Source organism: Shewanella sp. WXL01 (assembly GCF_012263345.1).
In the GTDB taxonomy this organism is placed as follows: Bacteria; Pseudomonadota; Gammaproteobacteria; order Enterobacterales; family Shewanellaceae; genus Shewanella; species Shewanella maritima.
The window spans coordinates 224,506-249,402 of the sequence record NZ_JAAIKQ010000002.1 but is presented as its reverse complement, the minus strand read 5'-3'; the positions used below and the strand labels follow the sequence as shown (position 1 = coordinate 249,402).

Sequence of the window (24,897 nt, the reverse complement as noted above, 5' to 3'; positions counted from 1 at the left end):
GCATTATGACGCAAACACAAACTAAAACTCATGCCTACAAAGCCGATATTTTTTGCCAAGATGAAAGCCGTGTTGATTGGCACTCAAAAGCGCTTTGGACACTAAGAGAAAAACGCGACAGAGCAGCCAAGCAATTACCCGAGTGGGAACAGCTACGAACGCTAGGTTCACAGATTAAACTGCATACCTTGAGCAACCTTGGTCAGTACTTAGAAACGTTTGAAGCCAACTGCTTAGCTAATGGTATCCAAGTGCACTGGGCAAAAGATGCTACTGAGCATAACCAAATTGCTTACGATATTTTATCGCGCCACAAGGTGAAGAAATTAGTAAAATCGAAGTCGATGCTGACGGAAGAGTGTCACATGAACCCTTACCTTGAGCAGCGCGGTATTGAGGTGATTGATACCGACCTTGGTGAGCGGATCATCCAGCTAGCTAAGCAGCCGCCATCACATATCGTGGTTCCAGCTATTCACATGAAAAAAGAAGAAGTTGGTGAGCTGTTCCATGAAAAGATCAACACGCAAGCCGGCGCGTCAGACCCTACCTACCTTACCCGCGCCGCGAGAGCCCATTTACGCGAGCAATTTTTAAGCGCTGATGCAGCAATGACAGGCGTGAATATGGCGGTAGCCGATCAAGGTGCGGTGATTGTATGTACCAATGAGGGCAATGCCGATATGGGCGCCAACTTGCCAGGGGTGCAAATTCATTCCATGGGCATAGATAAGCTGGTGCCAGATATGGACAGCGCAGCCGTAATACTGCGAACGCTAGCACGTAACGCGACAGGTCAGCCAATCACCACCTACTCTTCAGTTTATAAAGCGCCAAAATCTGGCGGAGAGATGCATGTAATCATCGTTGATAACGGCCGCAGCGACATGCTGCAAGATAATATCTTAGCCGAGTCGCTAAAATGTATCCGCTGTGGTGGCTGCTTGAATACTTGCCCGGTTTATCGCCGCTCAGGTGGGTTTAGCTATAACTACACCATTCCAGGCCCAATTGGTATTGCTGTTGGCGCAAGCGACGATGACAGCAACTCGATACCGTGGGCGTGCACGTTATGCGGCAGCTGCAGCTATGTGTGCCCAACTAAGGTGCCGCTAGATAAAATTATCGCGCGCCATCGCCGCTTAAAAGCCGAGCAAGGTCAATTGCCTTATGGTAAACGTCACTACATGCCGCTTGTCGGAAAATTAATGGCCAATGAAACAGCACTAAACTGCTCTATGTCCATTGCTAGAACCAGCTTAAAAATATTGCCACACAGCCTATTGAAACCCTTTGCTGGTGCCTGGGGCAAATATCGTGAGTTGCCTGCGGGTGCAGATTCAAGCTTCGAAGCTTGGTTTAAACGTAACAGAGAGCAAAAGTAGGATGACAACAATGAGTAGTAAACACACCATTTTGGCAGCGCTGAAGCAATCTGCCGTAGTAACCGCGCCCAAGCCTCTAATTAATATTGAGCCGATAAGTGAAAGTAGGTCTAACGAGTCAAACGAACTCAGCTTAGTTGAGCAATTTGCCACTAACTTGAGTACGGTTGCGGGTAAGCTGATTACCCAAGGCGGCAAATCAGCATTAGCAGAGCATATTCAATCTCTTATTGAACAAGATAAAAGCGTGTTATCTTTTGTTGCAGGCGTAACAGGAAACAGGCAATCGCCGGATCGCGCCCACGAGATGCACGATGTTGATTTTACCGTGCTTGAAGGGCAAGTAGCCGTTGCTGAAAACGGCGCTATCTGGTTGACACTGCCTCAGCAGCATCGAGTGACACCTTTTATCTGTGAAAATCTGATCATCACTATTAAGCGAGATACGATTGTCGCTAATATGCACCAAGCGATGAAAGCCATCGACTTTAACGCTTGTGAGTTTGGCGTATTTATCGCTGGGCCTTCAAAAACAGCAGATATTGAGCAAGCACTGGTGGTTGGCGCGCACGGCGCTTGTAGCCTAAATGTGTATCTGATTTAGCCAGCAGTGGCTATCAAAGCCAGATTACTAAACATCTAGTAAACCAAAGTCTCTAGCAAACCAAAGAACCTAACAAACTAAAGCCACTAACACTTGCTGTTAGTGGCTTTTGAATATGTATTGAAATAAGTGCTCTAGCGAGTCGATAAAAATCAACGATTGGCAAAAATATGCTCGGCTTTTGACAACATGAAATCGATAAACAGCTGCACCTTAAGTGGCTGATGACTGCGCTGATGATAAAGCATAGAAATACGTCTGGTCTCACCTTTCCACTGCGGCAACACCTGAACTAACTCACCCGATTTCAACTCAGGCTCAACAAACTTAAGCGGACCATACAAGATACCGCCTCCAGCTTTAGCCGCTCTGATGGCGCCATAAATATCGGATAAGGTAAGCTTGCTTGACTGCTCGTGATAATACTCGCCCTGCTCTTTGTGGGTCAAAATCCAGTTGAACAATGGCCATACTTTAATTAAGTCATAGTCATCTAATTGCTCAGGTGCAGTTAACTCAGGTTTTGACGCCATATATTCAGGTGACGCCACCAGCCCATAGTGCAATACGCCAAACAATTTAGATATCCAGGATGAATCAGGCTGCGCTCCGCCGACAATCGCAACATCCACGCCCTCATCAATAAGATCGATAGTTTGATTGTTCTGGCTAATATGCAGGTCAATATCAGGATACAGTTGCCCAAACTCGGTAAAGGCTTCGATGAGTAGCATTGAGGTGATGGATATTGGCGTTGCAAGGCGCAACGTGCCTTCAGGCTTAGCACGTGAAGGATGGCTTAGCTCATCAAGCTGAGCAATGACACCTTGGTAGCGTTCAAACAACACGCCGCCCTCTTCGGTCAATCTTAAACGGCGTGTACTACGCATTAATAGCTGAGTGTTCAGCAACGCCTCTAGCTTAGCAATTTTGCGACTTACCGATGCCACAGGCATATTCAAATCTGCCGCAACCTGGGTATAACTGCCTGCATTAACCAAATGAACAAACAAATGGATTAGCGCTATTTGTGTACCTGCATGTTCTGCCACTATGACCCCGTTAAGCACGTCATTTCATATCAATGCCACATTGTAATAGTCTGCAGCATGCTTGTAATACTTCAATTTGTCTTAATAAAAAATCCCCTTAACCATAGGCTAAGGGGATTTTATTTTGAACCTAAAAATCAACTAGTCTTCAGTCGACTCGCGGTCCATATTTTCGGTGTTTTCTAACCACAGCGCATTAATAATGCCGAATGAACATGCTAGCAACACACCTAAAATCCAAGCGAAATACCACATATATTATGCTCCCAATTAGTAAAGTGATGCTTTGTTCTTTTCGATGAAGTCGCGGGTTAGGCGACCAAACATCTTCAAGTAAGTCCACACAGTGTAGCTAAGTACAATAGGTACGAAGATAATTGCAGCCACTGTCATGACTTGTAGCGTGATTTGACTTGCTGTTGCATCCCACATAGTTAAGCTCATGTTTGGCTCTAGTGAAGATGGCATAACGAATGGGAACATTGCTGCGCCGCACGTTAGAATAATGCCAGCCATAGCCAGTGAGCTAAAGAAGAATGCGAAACCGCTGCGGTCAAATTTACTCGCTAGTACAACAAGCACTGGCATAAGTAGACCTAACGCAGGGAACAACATAGTGATTGGGTACTTGTCGTAGTTTGCAAGCCAAGCACCTGCTTCAATCGCTACTGTCTTGTTCATTGGGTTTGACGCGCCAGCGGTATCAATTGTTGAAGTGATAACGTAACCGTCAATACCATTTGCTAACCAGAAACCTGCGGCTGCAAACATAACTGTTAGCGCGATACCCGCAACTTGGGCAGCTCTTGCACTACGAACACGAAGCTCACCTTCGGTCTTCATTTGTAGCCAAGATGCACCTTGCATCATCATCATAGATACACAGATAAGACCTGCTAGTAATCCAAACGGATTCAGTAGACCAAATAGGTTACCGTGATACGTTGCGCGCATGTACTCGTCGAAGTTAAATGGTACACCTTGTAGTAGGTTACCAAATGCCACACCTATGATTAGCGGCGGTACGAAACCACCAACAAACAGAGCCCAATCCCATGCTTTACGCCATCTTGGGTCTTCGATTTTTGAACGATAGTCAAAACCTACTGGACGCAAGAATAACGCAAATAAGGTGATCATCATGGCGACATAAAAGCCTGAGAATGACACCGCATAAACAGTTGGCCAAGCCGCAAATAATGCACCAGCTGCGGTAATTAACCATACTTGGTTACCGTCCCAGTGTGGTGCGATAGAATTAATCATGATACGACGCTCAGTGTCGTCTTTACCAACGATTGGTAATAGCGCACCCACACCCATATCAAAGCCGTCGGTAACCGCAAAGCCGATGCATAGTACACCGATTAACGCCCACCAGATAAATCTTAATACTTCATAATCAAACATTGTTAGATCCTCTGATTACGCATCTTGGTTTTCAAAATGATAGCGACCGGTCTTTAAGCTGCTAGGGCCTAAACGCGCATACTTGAACATCAAGAACATCTCAATCACTAGTAATACTGAGTAGAACAAGGTAATCGAAATGATACTGAACCACAGATCTGAAACCGTTAGTGTTGAAGCCGATACATAGGTTGGCAGCACTTCGGAAATAGTCCATGGTTGACGACCATATTCAGCAACAAACCAACCACACTCAATGGCAATCCAAGGCAGAGGCAACGAGTAAAGCGCTGCTTTAAGTACCCACTTCTTCTCTGCAATACGATGACGCGTGCTTTGCCAGAAAGCTGCGGCAAATACGATCAGCATAATCACACCACAAGCAACCATCACACGGAATGACCAGAATAGTGGCGCAACGTTTGGAATCGAATCTTTCGCTGCTGCTTTAATTTGTTCTTCTGTTGCATCTACAACATTGTCAGTGTAGCGCTTCAGTAGCAAGCCGTAGCCTAAATCACCTTTTGCAAGGTCAAAGGCTTCACGAACTTCTGGGCTTTCGTTGCCCGCTTTAATTTGTTCAAGTAATGAATATGCCACCATACCGTTGCGGATACGGATTTCATGCTCATCAATCAGGTCAATAATACCTGTTACTTGCTCATCGAAAGAACGGGTCGCAATGATACCCATCACGTAAGGAATTTTAACCGCTAGGTCAGTTTCCATAGTTTCTTGGTTAGGGAAACCAAATGCAGTAAATGCTGCTGGAGCTGGCTCTGTGTGCCACTCAGCTTCAATCGCCGCTAGCTTAACGCGCTGCACTTCACCTACTTCGTAACCTGATTCGTCACCCAGTACCATTACTGACAGAATCGACGCCATACCAAAGCTTGCTGCAATGGCAAATGAACGACGCGCAAATGGTAAGTCACGACCTTTAAGAATGTAGTAAGAGCTAATAGCAAGTACGAACATAGCGCCTGCTACGTAGCCCGATGCCACAGTATGTACGAATTTAACCTGAGCAACAGGGTTGAAAATCACTTCAGCAAAGCTGGTCATTTCCATACGCATTGTTTCATAGTTAAATACCGCGCCTACTGGGTTTTGCATCCAGCCGTTCGCAACCAGAATCCACAACGCCGACATGTTAGAGCCGATTGCGACTAACCAGGTAATGGCTAAATGTTGACGCTTACTAAAGCGGTCCCAACCGAAGAAGAACATACCAACTAAGGTCGATTCTAAGAAGAAGGCCATTAAACCTTCAATGGCAAGTGGCGCACCAAAGATGTCACCAACATAATGCGAATAATATGCCCAGTTTGTACCAAACTGGAACTCCATTGCTAGACCTGTTGTAACACCTAGCGCGAAGTTAATCCCGAAAAGTTTACCCCAGAACTTGGTCATGTCCTTATAGATTTGCTTATTAGTCATCACATACAGCGATTCCATAATAGCTAAGATAAAGGCAAGACCCAGTGTCAATGGAACAAATATAAAGTGATACATGGCTGTCAGCGCAAATTGCAAGCGCGATAGCTCAACTACCTCTTCAACTATCATTGGCGACTCCTTACTTCAGTACGACCAAATTCGATGGTTTGTTCTAAATTGAGATTGGCTCAATATAGATGCTTCTTGTGCCGTTCGGCCTCCAACCTTAAGCAACCTCTAAACAGGTTAGTAAAATGTTAAATGCAAACATTCTGGGTTTAGTTGGATACTGCCCGACTTTTTATATAAAAAACGCCGTTTCGTCTCGAGTCATTTGAAACACTGCTTTTGAACAAAAAACACACAAATTACAAACAACGCAGACGAAACACCATTAAATACTCTTTATTTTCAGCGCCTTAAGTAAATACAGATAGACTTCAGACTCTAATTTTATACCACTGAGATTTGAGCCAAATCAATAAATTCAGCGGCTTTTAGCGGGTTTTGGGCGAGGGCGCAAACTACAATTATGTGGGTATTGATATACAGCAAGAATCGTGCTAGGAAAAAATTCACAAAATGTCAGCAAGTATTGAATTACATAATCAAAAGCTAATAATAAAAAATGAAATCAACAAAAACAAAACTTAACATTTTATAACATTAATACACCTAAAACGCATCCGTAAACTTAAATACAATAATAGCATTAAAATCAATAGAATAAGAAAATAAAGCAGATTTAAACTTGACCCTATCACACCCAAAAGATTAGATTTACTAATGCGATTTATCATTTTTTCTCGTTTGTGGATTTATTAGGTAATCATTAAACTATCCCCAAGTTAAGAAAACGAATTGCAGTGTCTGCCAGGGAGTCGTTGCCTTAACGATTTCGACTAATCAATGGGGGATATCACATGACTAAAGTGATCAATAACATCGCGAGTTTATATAAGCGTGCATTTGTTGAAATGTACAAAGCGAAAGAGCTTTAATACTTTCGCACTGCTGCTTGACTAAAAGGCAGCAACTTGACTGTTTTGTTAGCGCAAAATAGACGCAAAAACAAAAAGAGAGCCAAACGGCTCTCTTTTTGTTTATCTACTCTACTTGCGCGTATCAGCTACGAGCTATGACCAGGACTTCATCTTGTATCCCTTAACGGCATAAAACAGGATGAACAGGTAGCAAGGTAACATCACAAGATAACCGCCTTGCATGCCAATGCTTTCAGCAGAGCTTGCTAAGCCCCAGAATACAGGCCCAAAGGCACCACCAGCGATCCCCATAATCAATAAAGCAGAACCCGTACTGGTTAACTTTCCTAAACCTGATAATGCAAGCGGCCAAACTGCAGGCCATACAATGGCATTTGCTAAACCTAGCAAGGCGATAAACAATAAGGTGTCTGGCAATTGTGCGCCGCCAAATGGCACAAGCAGTGCGTTTGCTAATAGGTATGACTCATTGTCACCCAATACAATAGCTAGGGTTAATGCGACGCCTAACACCGCACTAATCATCAGAGCTTTAGGTTGTGAGATGAATCTTGGAATGCAAATAATGCCTAAGGTATAGCCTAATACCATGCACACCATGGTATATGAGGTCATCACGCCATAGCTTTCAATCCCTAGCGATAACGCAAATGTGCCAATGGTATCGCCAGCAATAACCTCTACCGCTACGTAAACAAATAAGGCAACCACACCTAACGCTAGATTAGGCTTAGCTAGCGCGGCCTTCATTTGGCCTTTTTCAGCCTGAGTTCCTGCACTTGTTTCATCAACTTCATCTTGCTCCAGCTCAGGTAAAGGCGATTTCTTAACAGCAAAAGCAAGTACACCGATAAATATCGCCATACCTAAGTACGGGAAAATCAAGCCATTCGCCATTTCAGTGATTTGCGTTTGGGTTAGATCAGTGCCGACTCGGTCTTTAAAGCTATCTAAAATCAGCGCACTAAACACTAAAGGGGCTATCACCCCTGCACCTTTGTTCAAAATGCCCATCACACTCACACGCGCAGCGGCTGACTCTTCAGGCCCAAGGCGCACAACATATGGATTAACCGCAGTCTGCAACAAGGTTTGCCCTGTACCCATTACTAGCTGAGCCAGTAAGAATAATGCAAAGACCTGAGTTTGCGCCGCAGGAATGAACATGAGTCCGGCGAGCATCATCACCGCCATACCCAGCGCCATACCATTTTTATAACCTACCTTGCGAATAACCCATGCCGATGGCAATGCGGTAAAGGTTACGGCGATATAAAACGAGAACAAAATCAGTGAAGCTTGGAACGGCGTAAGCTGCAATATTTGCTTCAGGTATGGCATCAAAGAGCCATTGAGCCAGGTGGCAAAACCTAGAATAAAAAACAATATTGCAACTATGGCCATAGGCACAAAGCTACTTTTGTTGGATTGAGTCGTTGCTGTCATTTCCATATTCCTGCTTACCTTCTGCTTTATTATAATATTTGCCTCTACGGGCTTTTAGGTCGTTCAAATACTGATAAATATCTTACGTTTATACAACCAATGCAGCAGTGCGCATTGTACAAACAAGAGTGCGATCACACTCAGAAGTGGCTGGATTAAATCAGGCGCGCCGTTAATCACGCCGCCAAACACACTAGAGGCTAGGTACTGCCAATTCATCAAACTCGATGCCACATAGATAACAATGGCATTGCAACCCACTATGGTAAATACATGCGCCCAGCGTTTGTATTGCAACACATCAATCACTGCATAGAACGCGGCTAATAACAATAAACTCCAGCCACATGTTGCTAATACAAATGTGCTAGTCCATAGGGTTTTATTGATTGGAAGAACCGTTGAAAAAATCTGCGCTGCTGCGATAAATGCAATACCAGCCATAAACATAGTTGCCACTTTAGCCCACTCACCTTTTGCGTGAGGCTTGACAATATAGCGGCCGACAAAACTGCCAATAAGCGCATTGGCGATTGCAGGGATAGTCGATAGCACGCCTTCTGGATCTACGGCTAAATTCTGATAGCTGATCCCAGGTAATAGCAGACTGTCTATATATGCATTGATACTAACGCTTTCACTCAATACCCCTGCCTCACCGCCAGGATATGGCACCACAAGAAGCAGTAATGCATAACCAACAAGAATAACCCCCGTCGAGACTATCTGAGTTGTTAACGAGGTATGCCAAATAAGCATGGCAGCAAAGAACCAGGCAAATGCAATTCTGCCCAGAACGCTCGCATAACGAACTTGCTCAGGGTCAGCCGGAATCCCCGTACCCCAACCGTGATTGTAAATAACGCCTAACAACAGCAATAGTCCAAGGCGTTTTAGTGCGTGTAAGTACTTAGGTTTGCGCTCGGCAAAAGTTAAATGGTCAATGCGTTTGCCAGATAAGCCTAGCGCCACACCTGAAAGGAAAATAAAGAGCGGGAAGATAACATCATAGAAAGTAATTCCGTGCCATACACTGTGGTGCATTTGCCCATCAGCCCAGGAGAGCCATGATGTGGGTAGATTAATACCTGCAAACAGTACTATCAGCGCAGCAAAGAGACCTTCAGCGCCTAATATCCATAGCATGTCGAATCCGCGCAATGCATCAAGCGACTGCAGTCTTGGTTTACTTGCCGTACTCATCGAACTGCACCTTGAGTATTAGCTAAGTTTTGCGCAGCAAATACTCGATTCCCGCTAATATAGGTTGCTGCCACTTGCATCTTGCCCGCTTCACCAGTCAGCTCCACAAAATTCGCCGCTTTACCAATAGCGATTTGGCCTTGCTCAACCCCAGTAAATTGCGATGGATATAACGCCGCCATTCGCAGCGCCTCGGTTAATTCGAGCTGCAGCATATCAACACAGTTATTTACTGCACCCACCATATCTAATACGCAGCCAGCTAACTCGCCAGTGGGTGCATTAAGGCGATCACCTTGGCGAATAACCTGAGTGCCAAATAGCTCAAAACTGGCATCTAAGTCTTGACCGACTGGCGGCATAGCATCGGTAACTAGCATGATTTTGCCTTGGGGCTTAGCTTTTATTGCGACTTGCAGCGTAGCGGCGTGCACATGATGCCCATCAACAATGACGCCGCACCAAGTATCAGGGCTATTGAGCGCTGCGCCTACCACACCAGGCTCGCGGGAAGTAAACGCCGACATAGCATTGAACAAGTGAGTAAAGCCACTCGCGCCAGCGGCAATGGCCTTTTGCGTAGTCTGGTAATCAGCATTGGAATGACCAATACAGACTTGAACCCCGGCATCTACTAATTGTTTTATGACCTCTGGGGACACATTTTCTGGCGCCAGGGTGACGACTTTTACTCCAAGATCATCTCGACAAAACAGCTCAATTTCCGCTTGAGAGATTTGCCTTACATGTTGCTCAGGATGAACACCTTTTTTGGGCACGCTTAGATGCGGCCCTTCAAAATGAATGCCCAGTACACCAGGAACATTCTGGGCTATTGCCTGCGCTACCGCATCTGCAGCTTGAGTCATCACTTCAAGCTCATCGGTGATCACGGTGGGTAAAAAGCCAGTTGTACCAAACTGAGCGTGAGCCTGACCTATAGTTTCAATACACTCAACAGTTGGCGCGGCGTTAAATAGTGCCCCGCCGCCGCCATTGACTTGCACATCGATAAAGCCAGGAGTAAGCAAACCAGACACTTCAGTTACAGCCTCTCCCACCTCGGCAAGCAGTAATTTGCCCTGCTCGCTATTAGCAGGCTCAATTGCACTGATAACGCCGGCAGTTGTTGCGAGCAACACATCTTCACGGTACGCGGTACCATCAAATAAGGTTTTGGCTTTGAAAATATGCTTCATACTGGTATCCATGGTAATAAAATTGCTCGCAACGTGCTGGTTCTGTCTTGCTAAGTACAGCCTGGCTAATTTCTATCTTGCCGAGCTAAATTTCGCCTTGTTCAGCCTTGGTTGGCATCGCTTTTTTTTGCGCTTACGCCAACTTAGCCGTGTTCAATACCTGATTTGGCCTCGCATCGAAGTTGCTACTGCGCTAACAAAAACAATCTTTGCGCTAAGCGACCAAATTGCAAACCTCGTTACAAGGTTTGCGTCACCTTCTTTAATCCTGCTGGTTGATCCGGGTCAATACCTCTGGCGACAGCGACCGCGGCAACGTCAATATAAAAGCGTTGCAACACGGCTAATGGTGCAACCCTTGGGTGAATATCATCGCAGGTCTGATTTAAGTGGATAAGGTCTGCGCCGCGCTGTCTTACATTGTCGATTTGTTCAAGATGGCTTTCGATGGACTCATCTTTGACACTCACATCGACAATCGCAAGCTTTTGTTCGACCAGGGTAACTGGGCCGTGAAGGAACTCCGCACTACTAAACGACTCAGCATGAATCGAGCACACCTCTTTCAGTTTTAACGCGATCTCTTTGGTGACCGCGTAACCTAAACCTCGCCCAAGTACCACAAGGTTGTTGACATTGGCAAGCGCGTCGACACTAAGCTGCGGCTTACCATCGATAGCTTTTTGCAGTGCGCTTGGCATTGAGGCAACCGCTTGACGCAATGAATCGCTTTGCGACCATTGGTAAGCAATTTGGATCAGTGCCGATAAAGTCGCAAGATAACTTTTAGTCGCGGCAACCGCGCGTTCTTCCCCAGCGCACAAAGGCACAACAACATCAACAATGTCTTTAATAGGTGCGGTTTCATCGTTAACCAGCGCAACACAGTATGCACCGGCATTTTTCGCCATACGCGCCTGCGTCAAGATATCAGGGCTACGACCTGATTGAGAAATAACAATCACTAGTGCGCCTTCTAGTTGCAACTGTTTACCATACACGCTGGCAATTGACGGTGCAGCGGCAAAAGTTGGCACACCTAGCTCAACTTCAAACAAGTATTTAGCGAATACACCAGCATGATCAGACGAGCCTCGACCGACAATCATTACAAACTTAGGTTTAATTTCTCTTAAATGTTCACCCAGCGCTTTGGTCACTTGCTCATTAGCCGCAAGCTGCTCAGCAACTTTTATTGGGGCGGTGCGAGCTTCTTGCTCCATGATGGTATTCGTAGACATAGTAAACCCTTTAAAAACAATATATTTATCTAACTGACTTGCTTGCTGCCCTAGAACTAGAAAGAGCAGCAGCAAGCTTCTAATCTTTAGCGTGTTGCTGCATAGCAAAATACACAGCGCCTATTTCTGGCGGTGCAATAGCTGCAGAAACGCGACTTGCAACATCGTCATCAAGCCAAGGTTTTAGTGGCTCAGCTAAGCCACCAATCATTGAAAAGCGCTGTGGTTGCAAGGTAAATAGTTTTCGCGCCATCTCACTTATGTAGAGCGCGCCTTCGGCCACAATCGCTTTCGCGACACTGTCACCTTGCGCAGCACAATCAAGCACGGTTTTGGCAAGCTTGGCATACTCACTGGAAGACTTACCTGCCAGACACTCAACAACACCGGATGCATCATTGACATCAAGCTGACCCATGATTGCTTGCCGCAATTCAATCGCTTGCTGGAAACCATCTAGCGATAACAGCACTTGCTCGACCGCTTGTTGACCTAACCACGCACCACTACCCTTGTCGCCTAAACCAAAACCATGACCACCCAGCGACAAGCTTTGTTCGCCCACGTGGGCATAGCCGCAAGAACCGGTTCCAGTAATAATTACCGCACCATCTTGACCTTCATGTGCGCCGATACAGGCAGTATGTAAATCTGTGGTGAGATACATGGCTTGAAATGGATGATTCCAGGTGTTGATTTGCTCGAACAAGTGAGGAACATTGACGCCAGCTAAACCAACGCCTGCGATAAGCTCTCCTTGCCTATCAGAAGCGATACCAGCATCAGTCAGTGCAAGCTGAGTAGATTCTGAAATTGAATGAAGCGCTTTCTCAACACCATGTAAAGGGTTAGCACGCCCTGAAACACCAGTGCCAATAACGCCCTGCTCTTGGGTGTAGATGATTGCGCGGCACTTACTGCCACCACCATCAATCCCAAGATAAAGCTGGGTTGTTTCACTGTGTTTAGTTGCCATGGCGTCCCTCTTTAATCTTATTGTTATGGGCAAAAACATCGCTGCCGTCGTAACGTTAATGGTATGTTACACCCAAAATGACAGCGTTGTCATTTTATTTTTTGAACTATCTCAAACTTTTTATTTTGCTAACGTGCGCTAACTAACGCTGCGATGAAATAAAGCTCATATATAACAGTTGGTTAACTTTCTCAATCTGAATATAAAAACAGAAAGACTTGCATGAGAAACAGTTGGTGCATAAAAAATGGCGCTAAGCTATCGCTGCGCCATTTAATCTTTTAGTTGAAGTTACTGCGTGAGCTCAACTGCACGCCCTACACGCTTACCGTCTGGCGACACGCTGCGCACCGCTTGCACCTTGTCAACATTAACTGGCTCAAGATATGTCTGCCAATCGCCATTTGCATCAAGGTACTGCATAGTTAAGCCAGGAAACGCGATGTTCATTTCAAGCTTACCACCTTGATAATTTGCCCCAGGAATTGGCAAGCGATAGTTAATAGCAAACTTATCAAATTGAGCCATGGCTTTATGACCAACATGATTGGCTATTTGCTGCCACTGAGCAGCCTGCTGCGCTCGTTTGGTGCTATCAAAGTAATTGGTATTTTGATCATACTTTGCGCCTTGGTATTGATACGGTACTTCCCACTGCGGCTTATGCCAGCCGCGCTCCGCCAGCATTAGCAGTCTTGGGAATATCATGTACTCAAACTGCTCCTGACTGCGAATCGTCTCACTCCAAATCTGCCCTTGAATACCGCCAAACTGTGCTTGCTTTGCAAGTGGCTTCGACGTCACTTTGCCAGACTCATCGACCATGAGAGTGTCATCAGCTGCAAATGGGTTATTTTCAATATCACGCCACTGTTCAGCATTTGCTGGTAAGTTACCTGTCATATAACTAAATAGCTTTTTACTATCAAGCGCACGAGTCGCCCAGTAGTAACCATGCTCTTTAGGGTCGGCCTGATAAGGGAAGTCGAAGTACAATACTTCTGGGTTACTCAAGATGGTTAGCCAGCCATTATTTGCCTGCTTATGGGCATTTTTATAACCACCATGGGAGATAACGTCCCAGATATTGGTTTGGCTCGACTTTGGCATATTGTCTGGATTGGTATGCCCCATGCCATCACTCCAGCCAGCAGGTTGAATGCCCTTCTCTACCAACATAGCTGCAACGCGCTCAATAAAATATGGCCCCAGTTGTTCTGCGCTATTGAGTGACTCAGTATTTGCAATCAATCGCTGACAAATTGGCGACTCTACCCAGGCGCCAGCCGTTTCATCAGCACCTATATGATAAGTTTTCAGCGGCACTCCCGCTTGTTTGTGCATCAAGGCTATTTCATCTACGACCTTACTAACAAAGTTATAGGTGGATGGCATACACACATTTAAGGTGTTGTCGTCGTAATACTGCACCGATGAATACACTGTAGTGTCGTTAACATCATAAAGTAAGTATTCATTCGCCAGTGCTTCTTGGCCTTTTGCCATGTAGAAGTTATACCTTGCCTGCATCGACTTAATTGCGGCGCGAGAGTGGCCAGGCATGTCCATCGACGGAATGACTTCGATATGTCTTGCTGCGGCAAACTGCAAGATATCGATATAATCTTCACGGCTGTAGTAACCATTGACGCTAGCCTCGCTAAACGGGCCGCTACCTAATTGTGGCAGCAGGCACTTTGACTCACTTAAGTCATGACAACGCTTAGCGCCAATATCTGTTAACTCAGGTAGCCCGTCTATTTGTAAACGCCAGCCTTCATCATCCCCCATATGTAAATGCAGCTTATTAAGCTTATAGCTCGCCATTTGCTCCATTAACTTCTTTAGCGTCGCTTTGGAGTGAAAATTGCGCGACACATCAACGTGCATGCCGCGAAATCCATAGCGCGGCACATCAGAAACCGTCATTTGTGCGATATCTAAACGCTTTACATCAAGCGCCGATTGCAGCGATGCTAACGCATAGGAAAAACCACTAGGGTCGGCTGCAGTAATCAAAATTTGCTCAGTTGAAATATCAAGCTGATAGGCGCCAGCTACATGCTCAGTAGGCCATTGTGTATCGCTTAATGATTTAAATACCAAGGGGACTGAGCCATTGGTATCGTCAGCTTGGTCTGAGTCAGTAAACGCGATGCCAAGCTGGCTAAGTCGATGTAGCGCCGGCTGTACATCACTTTGAGCGATATGACTTTGACTAAAACTTGCAGGTGTCAGCGCAAGACCGCGCCTTAAATCCACTCGCTCGCCTTGGTGGATTTGCTGCGCAGCTGGTGTGGGCAAAATAGAGCCGTACGTGGCGCTCACATCAACTGAAGTTGCAGCGTTAGATTCAAAAATTGTGCTGGGTGTTTGCCAAACCAAGTTATCGGTTGCCGAGCGGCGGTATTGTCTTTTCGCATCAGTAAATGGCTCAACATAAGGCCTAAGTTCTAGCTTAGATTCCGCGTCGGTGACTAGCTTGGTGCTTTCAATCACCGCAGGCATAAGATTGTCGTCATCACTGGCGACAATATAGTAATTAGGCATGGCATCAGTTTCAGATAACTGCCATAGCTCACCTCTGAGTGTTAAGGTTTTAGTTTGCCCAGCTTTAAAACCTGTAAACGCCTTAGTGGGGGCAATTTGGTGTAAATCCCCTTTTATACGCTTAACTTCAAACTCTGGAGACATAACTTCTAACACAGGTCGCATTTGGCTGTAGTAAATATGCCAATTTGCGCTTGTTATATCCTTGCTAGCGGTAAAATCAATCTCAGCGATAAAGCAGCGCTCAATATCACTGCCTTTTACACAAGCTTCTTCTGGCACATTGGTGACCACCCGGTAAGTCACTTTTAAATCGCTAGCGAGTGCGTTAAGGGAATCTTGTGTCCAAGGTATGTTGTTATTAGACAATGAAGATGACTGAGTAGGAGTTGTTGATAATGGTTTTGGCGCCTCAGCACAGGCTGTTAATCCTAGGGCGATTGCTATACCTGATAGCGCAAAAAGAACTCTCATATCATCCTCTTAGTAAATTTTAGTTAAAAAAAAGCTGGGGCAATTGCACCCAGCTTATACTCGCTTCTGGGGAGAGAATAAAAGTATAAATAGCTGAGCTTACGCCCAGCTTAACCTAAGTTAAGTGACCTATCTTAATCAAAGGTTGCTACAGTTTGTCATGGCAGATAACTGCCCAAGCATAGCAGTTGGAATCAACACTCTGCGCCGTAGGTTTTAGCATTACAAATTATCGTAAAGGAACAACCTATACCCTTTATTCCAGTGTTCACCGCTTATGTCGCTATATGCTGTGAAAAAGCCTAAACACAATCACTGATTTAGACCTTGAGCAACAAGCCAGACTCATCGACAAACAGGATAACTAATGATGTACAACCTCAAACACAAAGATAATGACAACGCTGTCATTTGTTAAGGTACTTAATATCGCCCCTAAAATCTACAATTAATTGACAAAAAATAAACATTTTCAGTTTAACCACGCGCTTTGGGTGTTTATATTAGGGCCTGTTGTTCTTTGCTGATTAGAATTTGTTCGAATTAAAAGCACTTTAATCGCGACGCGAGCGATGACGTCTAGTCACCTAAACCTATTGATTTTAACAACAGGGCTCGCAACAAACTAAGCTCTTTGCTAAGGGCGTAGGTGCTTTTAAACGAACCTTTCAGGCAGCGCTTGTTGTCATTTCTACTGCGTTAACGACTTATCATGTGGAACAACCACACATCAAAGTCGTTGTCTTGTATAAATTTCCAACAAGCAGCTGCAAAAATAATCTTGAAAGAGCAACAGGCCCTAGTGACTTTATTAATAAAAATCCTAATTAAGCTAGCAAGAATAATAATTAAAAGAGGCTTAAATGAGTCAGTTAGCTCACACAATCAAGCGCCATCGTTGGTGGCTAATCGCTTTAATCACAGTAAGTACTGTGCTATGGAGCTATTGGGCAAGCCATTATCCACCTATTACGCAAACCTTTATAGAATATGGACTTTTTAGCGTATTAGGCGTAGTTGGCGCCATCTTTGCCAACTCTACTGGAGCGGGTGGTGGCGTGATCTTTGTGCCAGTGTTTTCTGCGCTCAATTTTACTACTGAGCAGATGATTGCCACTTCATTTGCCATTCAATGCTTTGGGATGACAGCTGGCTCACTTACCTGGATTTTTCATTACCTAAATCATCACCGTCATGATCCAACCTGGGGAGCATTTTTAAGGTTTACGGTGTTGGCCAGCTTATGCTCAATAGCTGGGCTTTGGACAAGTTTCTCAATGAGTCTTGCTGCGCCGCTGTCTATCCATACAAGTTTTAGCTTATTCTCGATACTGCTTGGAATAATCATTATTGCCCACTCGCGAAAAGCGAGTCGCAATAAACAAATAGCGGCGACATATCAAATATCAAACTGGGACTTTATTGCTTTAACTTGCATAGGTTTTGTTGGCGGTATTATTACATCTTGGCTGTCGGTGGGCGTGGGTGAGATTTTAGTTATATACCTCATGCTTAGAGGCTTTTGCGCAAAACTTGCTATTGCCACAGGCGTTGTGGTGAGTGTGCTAACGGTATGGACAACTGCGCCGATTAACTTTGGCGCTGATAGCGACGTGCATTTTCAGGCACTACTGTTTGCTGGGCCTGGCGCAGTTATTGGCGGCATGATAGCTAAGCGTATCGCCCTGCTCTTCTCAGTCGCGCGGCTTAAGCTGTTTTTCTCGGCATGGATAATCTTAACAGGTATTGTGATGCTAGCTTTAACGCTGTAGCCGAGATTGATTTAACAGCGCTTGTTGTTGCGGCGCTTGTAGTAACTGTGACTAGCTCTAAAGTTAACTTGAAAATCTTGGACTGTAAAAACAAACAAGGCCTCAAATGAGGCCCTTTAGATTAATGGTTAACTCGGGTTACCTAAGGTACTTGAAGCCGTGGCTAAATCACTTGCGATGCAATCTGATCAAAAGCTCAGCTTCAGCTTTTGGCAGCTCACATTCTGTAACTAACTCCTCAACACCAGCACCAAGCTCTACCATTTTTAATGCTCTGGAATATAGCTTAGCTTGCGGGTCTTGTTGACTGGCTTCTTCAAGTTTTTCAGATTGTTTAGTGAGATTGTTCTCTATCTCTACAACCCGTCTACCCATACCGATAGTGCCACTACGAAGCTCTTGTAGTTCGCGTTTTACCGCTTCTCGCTGTCTATCGGACTCTTTTAGCAGCACAGTTACCGCATCGACTTTTGATTTTAGTTTTTGCATTTGCTTGTACATCAATATCATCAGCACAAAACAAACGATCACTAATACCAGTGCGCCTGTAATTAACTCGTCACCCATCTATGTTCCCAGTTCACTTTTCGCTATTACTGACGCACCTAGCGCCAGCATAAATGGATGATAACACAATTAAAGTTGCGTCAGTTCTGCCCATTCTTCGTCTGATAGCAGCTTGTCTAAATCAACTAAAATTAGCAGCTCGTCGTCACGATTACTCACGCCTTGAATAAACTTAGCGCTTTCTTCTGTACCTACGTTTGGTGCATTGTCAATTTCAGAGCGACGTAAATATACAACCTCTGCAACACTATCAACCAAAATACCAATTACTTGCTTTTCAGCTTCAATAATGACAATACGAGTTGAATCATCAACATCTGCTGAATGCAGACCAAAGCGTGAACGAGTATCAATTACCGTCACCACATTACCACGCAGGTTAATAATACCTAGCACGTAGTGAGGCGCACCAGGAACTGGAGCAATCTCGGTATATCGCAGTACCTCTTGTACTTGCATCACATTGATACCATAGGTTTCGTTATCAAGCTTAAACGTTACCCACTGCAGTACTGCATCATCATTACCTGCAGCTACTGCTGCTACACTTCTTGAATCACTCATAGTTAACCTCAGTCAATCGGATCCTGACTACCTAAACCTGCTTCAAGCATTTCGATTAATGCTTTTACATGTAATATTCCACACATTTGCTCTTTTACAACTCCGGCAAGCCATGGGCGCTTACCGGGTTTCTCCCGCCAATTGACGTGAGATTTATTAATTTTTACTGCATTAACCAGCGACTCACAGGTTAAACCCCAATCACTGTCTTCTAGCATCACAATATACTGATAATCAATGGATTCAGCTAGCTCAGGAGTGTATTTTTCGGGCATGACCCACGCTCCTGAATCAACAACATTGATTTGACCATCACGATGTGGCTGCACACCCATAAACCACTTAGGTCGTCCAATAATATTGTTAATGCGCTCAACCTTAACAATTCCGCCTAAACTCACCAAGGGCACAGCTAACGTTAAGCCCGCAACGTTAAAAAACAGAACCTGAAACTCATCATCTAACGCATCTTGCAAGTTATAGGTAACTTGCGGTGGTTGCCCACCTGTTTGTACTTTTGCCTTAGTATCAAGCTCTGGTGTTACTTGCTCAACGCTATCTTTGTTAATAATAGCGGCTTTTGCTTGAGTTGCAGTTGTTTGCTGTTGTTTATTATCGACTAAAGAGTTGATTTCTTTATCAACACTTGCCGTTTTCTGCTCAACTTTAGGCTCAACTGCTGCAGTTTTAACCTTAACCTCACTGCTGCTAATCGCCTGACGAACTTTTTCAGCACTTTGTTTAATTTGCTGCTGAAAATCCGTTAACTCAGGTTCTGGTGTTGCTGTCGGTGCTGGCGCTGCAACTTGAGGCTTTGGCTGTTTAATTGGCTCGGAAACGACAGACAACAAGCGCTCTAACGCTTGCTTATCCACACTTGGCTCTTCAAATGGCCGAGACGTTAAGGCTGCGGCCTTACTACTTGCCTTAGCTTGAGTATGCTGCTCTGTGCTCGCTTGCTTTTGCAACGGCCTTTTAGGTGCAGTTTGATTTTGCTCAGCAACTTTTTGTTGCTGTTTAGCATCTTCAGCCTTATCTGTATGTTGTGGCTTTGATGAGGCCACTTTATCAGTTGCAGCGTTTGTAGCTGGCTGTTTAGTCTCATGCCTGCGTGACTGCAAGGTAGATTGATCCAGAGAAGGATTGGCAACCTCAGCTACAAGTTCTACCGCCGATTCAGACACTTCTTCAGCTTGAGTTTTTGGCTCAGGCTCTTGCAGTAACAAGCTAAAATAATCAAAAACAGTTTCATCAACCGATTTTGACATGTGCAAACTCCTGAGACAGTAAAAAATCTAACAAGCGGTTATAAGCTTTCACGCCACGACTGCGCGGTGAGTAATGAGAAGCTGGCAGGTGCGCCAAACTCGCATCACGAAACTTGGTGTCAACGGGAATAACGTCATCCCATAAGGTTTTGGCATACTTATCCTGTAAGTACGATAAGGCAACTGGCGACGCTTTAGTTCGCTTATCAAACATGGTTGGCAAAATGGAGTAGCTGTATTGCGTTTTCTTAGAGCGCCCCATGAGCTCCATGGTCTTGATCATGCGATCTAGACCTTTAATCGCTAAAAACTCAGTCTGAACTGGAATCACGATGTGCTGACTGGCAGCCAAGGCATTGACCATCAGCACACCGAGTACTGGTGGGCAATCAATAATAGCGACATCATATTTATCTTCAACTAACGTCAATAAGTTGCGTAGCACTAACCCCATGCCTTCTTGATGCCCTAGCGCGCGATCTAGAGTCGCAAGCGCCATAGTCGCAGGGATAATATCTAATCCTTCTACTTGGGTTGGCAATACATGCTGAAGCACGAATTCGCTGGTAAGATTTTGGTGATTAACAAATACATCGTATAACGAGCCAGGCACTTCTTCTGAATCGATGCCAAGATAATAGCCAAGCGAAGCATGGGGATCGGTATCAATCATCAGTACTCTTTGACCACGCTTAACCAGCGCACCGGCAAGGCTCGCGACTGTAGTGGTTTTACCAACACCACCTTTTTGATTCGCTATGGTCCATACTTTCAAACTTGCCTCTCTTGCTGTATTAGCGCTTTAGGTAAGACTTGCAACTATCTATTGGTATCGTCTAGTTCACGTGTTGTCACGCGAATGCCGCCATTGGGCAAACTAATCACCTTAACGCCATCTTCATTTTCTGAAACCACAACCTGCTGAGCTGAATGTCGATTAGCATTACTAGCATCATTGCTTTGCTTTTCAGTTGTAGCACCTTGCTCAGGCTCAGTTGTCTGTTGTTGCGTACTTGGCGGTGTTGCACTGCCTACGGTTGCTTTTTGCTCTGGCGAACTTTTTGCCATTTCGATAAACGCTTTCGTCTGCTCTGGATGGTTCGCCATCCAAGTGGCTATTTCCTGTGCTTGCTCATCTGGCACCATCAGCAAAATCTGACTGGCTTTTAGCTCTTCGATTTCAAGCTGCTGTGCCTTATTTAATTTCGCCGCGTTTACATACAGCATCAATACAACAAGCAAGGCGATGATAAGCAGTGAACTTATCAACAGCAGCAAAGGGTTGTAGGACTTTGCCTTAGCCACGCCCTGACTCTTTCAAAATAGCACTTGCCATATCATCAAGCGCAATAGATTGACTAGACAAGCCAGCTGAAGCCACTGCCTGGGGCATACCATAAACCACACAGCTTGCTTCATCCTGAGCCCAAATGGTTGCCCCTTTCGCTTTAAGCAAGCGTGCGCCTTCGCGGCCATCAGCCCCCATTCCCGTCAATACGACGGCCAGAATATCGCCGTCATAAACCTTTGAAGCAGAAGCAAAAGTAATATCAACACAAGGCTTGTAGTTCATATCAGCCTTACCTGCGACGACTTTTAATCTGCTGCTCACACCTGTCTTTTCAATTAACAGCTGCATGCCACCTGGCGCAAGGTACGCACACCCGGGCCTGACGAGATCGCCAGATACAGCCTCTTTAACCTCGATTTTGCAAAGGCTATTTAAACGTGTGGCAAATGCGGGGGTGAATGCGGCGGGCATATGCTGGATTAGAAAAATCGGATGCGGATAGTTTACAGGAAACTGAGTTAAGATTTTTTGCAGCGCAACCGGGCCCCCTGTTGAGGTACCGATCAATAAAGCCTTGTATTGCTTACCGCTCGCACGAATGGATTGAGCAGGTGTCGAAGCTGGAGATTCAACTCTTGGACGACTGCCTATACTTCTCAGTGGTTGAGATTGGCGGGTGCGATCCGGTGTTTCCCTAGAAATTTCTCGTGTTGGCGTCGCTCTACTTGGGGTGCGAAATACTCGGCGACGGCCGAGCGCTTTGATGCGTTGTTGCAATAGTGAAATGGCATCAGCTTTGTTGGTCGCAATATCTTCAAAACGCTTAGGTAGAAAATCCAAAGCACCCGCCTCAAGCGCATCCAGCGTAGCTTGAGCGCCATCATGGGTAAGCGATGAGAACATTAAAATAGGTGTCGGGGTTTCAGCCATGATTTTTCGAACCGCGCTGATGCCATCAAGCACTGGCATTTCGATATCCATGGTGATCACTTGCGGTTTAAGTTTCGCAGCCATGGTGACTGCTTCTTGACCATTAACTGCGACACCTACAACTTCAAGATCAGGAGATTGATTAACAATCTCACTAACCCTGCGTCTGAAAAAACTGGAGTCGTCTACCACTAAAACTTGTATGGCCATTTAATCCCTTTACTAATGGAACTTTTATTATCAAACTCAAGCTGGGTAGCTCCGGCGTCCCGCACTACCCTCATTCAAGTTATTTGTTTTTAGCGTAATGCTTTAATAGCCCTGGCACGTCAAGGATTAACGCGATACCACCATCAGAGGTAATGGTTGCCCCCGCCATACCTGGCGTACCTTGTAACATGCTGCCAAGAGGCTTAATTACCACCTCTTCTTGACCAATAAGGGCATCGACAACGAAACCGATTTGCATGGTACCCAGTTGTACAATCACCACATGACCGTGCTGTTTGTCGCCATGTTTGAACGAGCTTTGGTCACGGCGTAACCAATGTTCAAGATAGAATAAAGGCACGGCTTTATCGCGAACAATCACGGTTAGCTGACCGTCGACAATATTGGTCTTGGTTAGATCTAGGTGGAAAATCTCATTCACGCTAGATAACGGCAGGGCAAATACTTGCTTAGCAACATCAACCATCAGGGTTGGCATAATTGCTAGCGTTAACGGCACTTTAATTTCAAGTACCGTACCTTTACCCTGCACTGAATCAATGTGAACAGTACCATTTAGCTGGGTGATGCGGGTTTTCACCACATCCATACCTACACCACGGCCTGAGATGTCTGAAATTTCTACTTTAGTTGAGAAGCCTGGAGCAAAGATTAAGTTATATGCTTCATTGTCCGTCATGCGCGCTGCGGCATCTTCATCTAACACGCCGCGGCTAATCGCAATCTCTTTGAGCTTTTGCGCGTCCATACCGGCGCCGTCATCTTCAATCTTTAGAAGAATATGGTCACCTTCCTGACTTGCAGACAAGGTAATGGTACCGGTTCTTGGCTTACCATTTGCCTCACGTGTGAGCGGCATTTCAATGCCGTGATCCACTGAGTTGCGAACTAAATGAACGAGCGGATCGGCTAGCGCTTCAACTAAGTTTTTATCAAGGTCAGTGTCCTCACCCACCATGACTAAATCAATTTCTTTATCGAGCGAGCGCGCTAAATCGCGAACAACCCTTGGGAAACGGCCAAATACTTTCTTAATTGGCTGCATGCGGGTTTTCATTACCGCGCCTTGAAGATCTGCTGTCACCAAATCAAGGTTAGCTAGCGCCTTACTCATTTCTTCATCTTCACGAGTAATGCCTAGACTTACTAATCGGTTACGCACTAATACCAGCTCTCCAACCATGTTCATAATCTGGTCTAGACGAGAAGTATCTACACGAACTGTGGTTTCACCTTGAGGTATCGTTGGCGCTTGACCTTTGGCCGCTTTATCTTTGGCGGGCTCAGGTTTAGGCGCAGCTTTTGCTGGTGCTTTTGCTGCAGGAGTTGGTGCTGCTTTTGGCGCAGGTGTTGATTGTGGAGCTGCTTTAGGCTCAGGTGCTTTAGCTGCTGGCGTACTAGGCGCAGGAGCGGCTTTTGCTGGTTCAGACTTAGGCTCAGCATCGACGGCTTTTGGTGCACCGCCTTTACCGTGTAGCTCGTCTAACAGCGCTTCAAATTCATCGTCGGTAATATCGTCAGCATCCACCATAGGTGGTTGCTCGACCTCAGCAGGCTTAGCATCACTGGTCTTGAAGCTACCTGAACCATGTAACTCATCTAATAAAGCTTCAAATTCATCATCTGTGATTTCATCATCAGCGACCGCTGACGAACTTGCAGGTTCAGCCACCGGCTGCTCTTTCGTATTTGATGGACTACCGCCTTCACCATGCAGAGCATCGAGTAAAGCTTCAAACTCGGATTCATCAATTTCATCAATGCCACCTTCCCCTTCATTAGCCTGAGGCTCCGGAGTAGGTTCAGGGGCAGGTTCTGGCTCAGGCTCTGGGATGGGCTCGGGTTCTACGACAGTAGACTCTACATCACCTCCCATTTCAGAAGGCAGCGGCTCGCCAGAGCTCAGCAGTTTAAGCTTTTCTAATAGTTCTGGTTCTGCTGGATCTTGCTCGATACCTTGCTGAGTTTGTTCAAACATGCTGTTAATCGAATCAACAGCTTGCAAAATAATGTCCATCAACTCAGAGTTGACGTGGCGTTTACCGGTTCTTAACAGGTCGAAGGTATTTTCTGCCTCATGACAGACATCAACCATAGGTGTAAGACTCAAAAAGCCTGCACCACCTTTAACCGTGTGGAACCCACGGAAAATGGCGTTTAATAAATCACTATCGTCAGGATTATTTTCAAGCGCAACTAATTGCTCTTGTAGAAGCTCAAGGATTTCACCCGCTTCAATTAAAAAGTCCTGCAGTATCTCTTCATCGACATCAAAGGACATTAAGTT

General features: G+C 45.4%; 20 protein-coding genes. 3 read left to right on the top strand and 17 right to left on the bottom strand.

Annotation, left to right across the window (positions count from 1 at the left end):
* The first annotated feature begins 5 nt into the window (after positions 1-5).
* Together G3R49_RS06280 and G3R49_RS06275 are read left to right on the top strand one after the other, a co-directional pair.
* Entirely contained in the window at positions 6-1,385 is a 1,380-nt protein-coding gene (locus G3R49_RS06280) for a lactate utilization protein B (protein WP_167869050.1), read from the top strand.
* Positions 1,386-1,395: 10 nt separating this feature from the next.
* The gene (locus G3R49_RS06275) at positions 1,396-1,989 is read left to right on the top strand and encodes an LUD domain-containing protein (RefSeq protein ID WP_167869049.1); all 594 of its coding nucleotides are present in this window, start codon (positions 1,396-1,398) and stop codon (positions 1,987-1,989) included.
* 152 nt (positions 1,990-2,141) lie between these two features.
* Here G3R49_RS06275 and G3R49_RS06270 read toward each other — a convergent pair whose 3' ends face one another.
* The 10 genes from G3R49_RS06270 to G3R49_RS06225 all read right to left on the bottom strand — a co-directional run bounded on the left by G3R49_RS06270 (position 2,142) and on the right by G3R49_RS06225 (position 15,987).
* The gene (locus tag G3R49_RS06270) at positions 2,142-3,041 is read right to left on the bottom strand and encodes a LysR family transcriptional regulator (protein WP_167869048.1); all 900 of its coding nucleotides are present in this window, start codon (positions 3,039-3,041) and stop codon (positions 2,142-2,144) included.
* Positions 3,042-3,182: 141 nt separating this feature from the next.
* Positions 3,183-3,296 carry a cytochrome bd-I oxidase subunit CydX gene (cydX, locus tag G3R49_RS06265; protein ID WP_130597757.1) on the bottom strand — a complete coding sequence of 38 codons (114 nt, stop codon included), beginning with the start codon at positions 3,294-3,296 and terminating at the stop codon, positions 3,183-3,185.
* Between the two features lie 15 nt (positions 3,297-3,311).
* Complete coding sequence (cydB, locus tag G3R49_RS06260) at positions 3,312-4,451, bottom strand: cytochrome d ubiquinol oxidase subunit II (protein WP_130597758.1); 1,140 nt, start codon at positions 4,449-4,451, stop codon at positions 3,312-3,314.
* Positions 4,452-4,466: 15 nt separating this feature from the next.
* Complete coding sequence (locus tag G3R49_RS06255; RefSeq protein ID WP_130597759.1) at positions 4,467-6,023, bottom strand: cytochrome ubiquinol oxidase subunit I; 1,557 nt, start codon at positions 6,021-6,023, stop codon at positions 4,467-4,469.
* A gap of 1,007 nt (positions 6,024-7,030) precedes the next feature.
* Entirely contained in the window at positions 7,031-8,350 is a 1,320-nt protein-coding gene (nagP, locus tag G3R49_RS06250; RefSeq protein WP_207234095.1) for an N-acetylglucosamine MFS transporter NagP, read from the bottom strand.
* A 57-nt stretch (positions 8,351-8,407) separates the two neighbouring features.
* Entirely contained in the window at positions 8,408-9,547 is a 1,140-nt protein-coding gene (gene nagX, locus G3R49_RS06245; protein ID WP_167869047.1) for a transmembrane glucosamine N-acetyltransferase NagX, read from the bottom strand.
* Positions 9,544-10,746: an N-acetylglucosamine-6-phosphate deacetylase gene (nagA, locus tag G3R49_RS06240; RefSeq protein WP_167869046.1), complete on the bottom strand. Its 1,203-nt coding sequence runs from the start codon at positions 10,744-10,746 to the stop codon at positions 9,544-9,546. Before nagA ends, nagX begins: the two co-directional genes overlap by 4 nt.
* A 239-nt stretch (positions 10,747-10,985) precedes the next feature.
* Positions 10,986-11,987 (bottom strand): glucosamine-6-phosphate deaminase NagB-II, encoded by a 1,002-nt coding sequence (gene nagB-II / locus G3R49_RS06235; RefSeq protein WP_130597763.1) that lies wholly within the window; start codon positions 11,985-11,987, stop codon positions 10,986-10,988.
* A 79-nt stretch (positions 11,988-12,066) separates the two neighbouring features.
* A complete protein-coding gene (gene nagK / locus G3R49_RS06230) occupies positions 12,067-12,963 on the bottom strand; it encodes an N-acetylglucosamine kinase (protein ID WP_167869045.1) in 897 nt (298 codons plus the stop codon).
* A gap of 291 nt (positions 12,964-13,254) precedes the next feature.
* Complete coding sequence (locus G3R49_RS06225) at positions 13,255-15,987, bottom strand: family 20 glycosylhydrolase (RefSeq protein ID WP_167869044.1); 2,733 nt, start codon at positions 15,985-15,987, stop codon at positions 13,255-13,257.
* 863 nt (positions 15,988-16,850) lie between these two features.
* Here G3R49_RS06225 and G3R49_RS06220 point away from each other — a divergent pair.
* Positions 16,851-17,759 (top strand): sulfite exporter TauE/SafE family protein, encoded by a 909-nt coding sequence (locus G3R49_RS06220; protein ID WP_167869043.1) that lies wholly within the window; start codon positions 16,851-16,853, stop codon positions 17,757-17,759.
* 168 nt (positions 17,760-17,927) lie between these two features.
* Here G3R49_RS06220 and G3R49_RS06215 read toward each other — a convergent pair whose 3' ends face one another.
* The 7 genes from G3R49_RS06215 to G3R49_RS06185 all read right to left on the bottom strand — a co-directional run bounded on the left by G3R49_RS06215 (position 17,928) and on the right by G3R49_RS06185 (position 24,891).
* On the bottom strand, positions 17,928-18,326 hold the full coding sequence (locus G3R49_RS06215; RefSeq protein WP_167869042.1) for a DUF2802 domain-containing protein: 399 nt from the start codon (positions 18,324-18,326) through the stop codon (positions 17,928-17,930).
* A gap of 69 nt (positions 18,327-18,395) precedes the next feature.
* Positions 18,396-18,890, bottom strand: coding sequence for a chemotaxis protein CheW (locus G3R49_RS06210; protein WP_130597768.1), 495 nt, complete (start codon positions 18,888-18,890; stop codon positions 18,396-18,398).
* 8 nt (positions 18,891-18,898) lie between these two features.
* Complete coding sequence (locus G3R49_RS06205) at positions 18,899-20,158, bottom strand: chemotaxis protein CheW (protein ID WP_167869041.1); 1,260 nt, start codon at positions 20,156-20,158, stop codon at positions 18,899-18,901.
* On the bottom strand, positions 20,142-20,933 hold the full coding sequence (locus G3R49_RS06200) for a ParA family protein (protein WP_167869040.1): 792 nt from the start codon (positions 20,931-20,933) through the stop codon (positions 20,142-20,144). The genes G3R49_RS06205 and G3R49_RS06200 overlap by 17 nt, the downstream gene beginning before the upstream one ends.
* A 44-nt stretch (positions 20,934-20,977) precedes the next feature.
* Entirely contained in the window at positions 20,978-21,463 is a 486-nt protein-coding gene (locus tag G3R49_RS06195; protein WP_167869039.1) for a membrane anchored protein in chemotaxis locus, read from the bottom strand.
* Positions 21,456-22,589 (bottom strand): chemotaxis response regulator protein-glutamate methylesterase, encoded by a 1,134-nt coding sequence (locus G3R49_RS06190; protein ID WP_130597770.1) that lies wholly within the window; start codon positions 22,587-22,589, stop codon positions 21,456-21,458. The genes G3R49_RS06195 and G3R49_RS06190 overlap by 8 nt, the downstream gene beginning before the upstream one ends.
* 79 nt (positions 22,590-22,668) lie before the next feature.
* On the bottom strand, positions 22,669-24,891 hold the full coding sequence (locus tag G3R49_RS06185; protein WP_167869038.1) for a chemotaxis protein CheA: 2,223 nt from the start codon (positions 24,889-24,891) through the stop codon (positions 22,669-22,671).
* Between the last annotated feature and the right edge of the window lie 6 nt (positions 24,892-24,897).

Bases quoted from the DNA above. Each gene is read 5' to 3' on its own strand.
- nagP (WP_207234095.1), bottom strand. From the start codon at position 8,350: ATGGAAATGACAGCAACGACTCAATCCAACAAAAGTAGCTTTGTGCCT.
- nagA (WP_167869046.1), bottom strand. From the start codon at position 10,746: ATGAAGCATATTTTCAAAGCCAAAACCTTATTTGATGGTACCGCGTAC.
- G3R49_RS06225 (WP_167869044.1), bottom strand. From the start codon at position 15,987: ATGAGAGTTCTTTTTGCGCTATCAGGTATAGCAATCGCCCTAGGATTA.
- G3R49_RS06220 (WP_167869043.1), top strand. From the start codon at position 16,851: ATGAGTCAGTTAGCTCACACAATCAAGCGCCATCGTTGGTGGCTAATC.
- G3R49_RS06210 (WP_130597768.1), bottom strand. From the start codon at position 18,890: ATGAGTGATTCAAGAAGTGTAGCAGCAGTAGCTGCAGGTAATGATGAT.
- nagK (WP_167869045.1), bottom strand. From the start codon at position 12,963: ATGGCAACTAAACACAGTGAAACAACCCAGCTTTATCTTGGGATTGAT.
- nagX (WP_167869047.1), bottom strand. From the start codon at position 9,547: ATGAGTACGGCAAGTAAACCAAGACTGCAGTCGCTTGATGCATTGCGC.
- G3R49_RS06190 (WP_130597770.1), bottom strand. From the start codon at position 22,589: ATGGCCATACAAGTTTTAGTGGTAGACGACTCCAGTTTTTTCAGACGC.
- nagB-II (WP_130597763.1), bottom strand. From the start codon at position 11,987: ATGTCTACGAATACCATCATGGAGCAAGAAGCTCGCACCGCCCCAATA.
- cydX (WP_130597757.1), bottom strand. From the start codon at position 3,296: ATGTGGTATTTCGCTTGGATTTTAGGTGTGTTGCTAGCATGTTCATTC.
- G3R49_RS06280 (WP_167869050.1), top strand. From the start codon at position 6: ATGACGCAAACACAAACTAAAACTCATGCCTACAAAGCCGATATTTTT.
- G3R49_RS06185 (WP_167869038.1), bottom strand. From the start codon at position 24,891: ATGTCCTTTGATGTCGATGAAGAGATACTGCAGGACTTTTTAATTGAA.
- G3R49_RS06205 (WP_167869041.1), bottom strand. From the start codon at position 20,158: ATGTCAAAATCGGTTGATGAAACTGTTTTTGATTATTTTAGCTTGTTA.
- G3R49_RS06275 (WP_167869049.1), top strand. From the start codon at position 1,396: ATGAGTAGTAAACACACCATTTTGGCAGCGCTGAAGCAATCTGCCGTA.
- G3R49_RS06255 (WP_130597759.1), bottom strand. From the start codon at position 6,023: ATGATAGTTGAAGAGGTAGTTGAGCTATCGCGCTTGCAATTTGCGCTG.
- G3R49_RS06215 (WP_167869042.1), bottom strand. From the start codon at position 18,326: ATGGGTGACGAGTTAATTACAGGCGCACTGGTATTAGTGATCGTTTGT.
- cydB (WP_130597758.1), bottom strand. From the start codon at position 4,451: ATGTTTGATTATGAAGTATTAAGATTTATCTGGTGGGCGTTAATCGGT.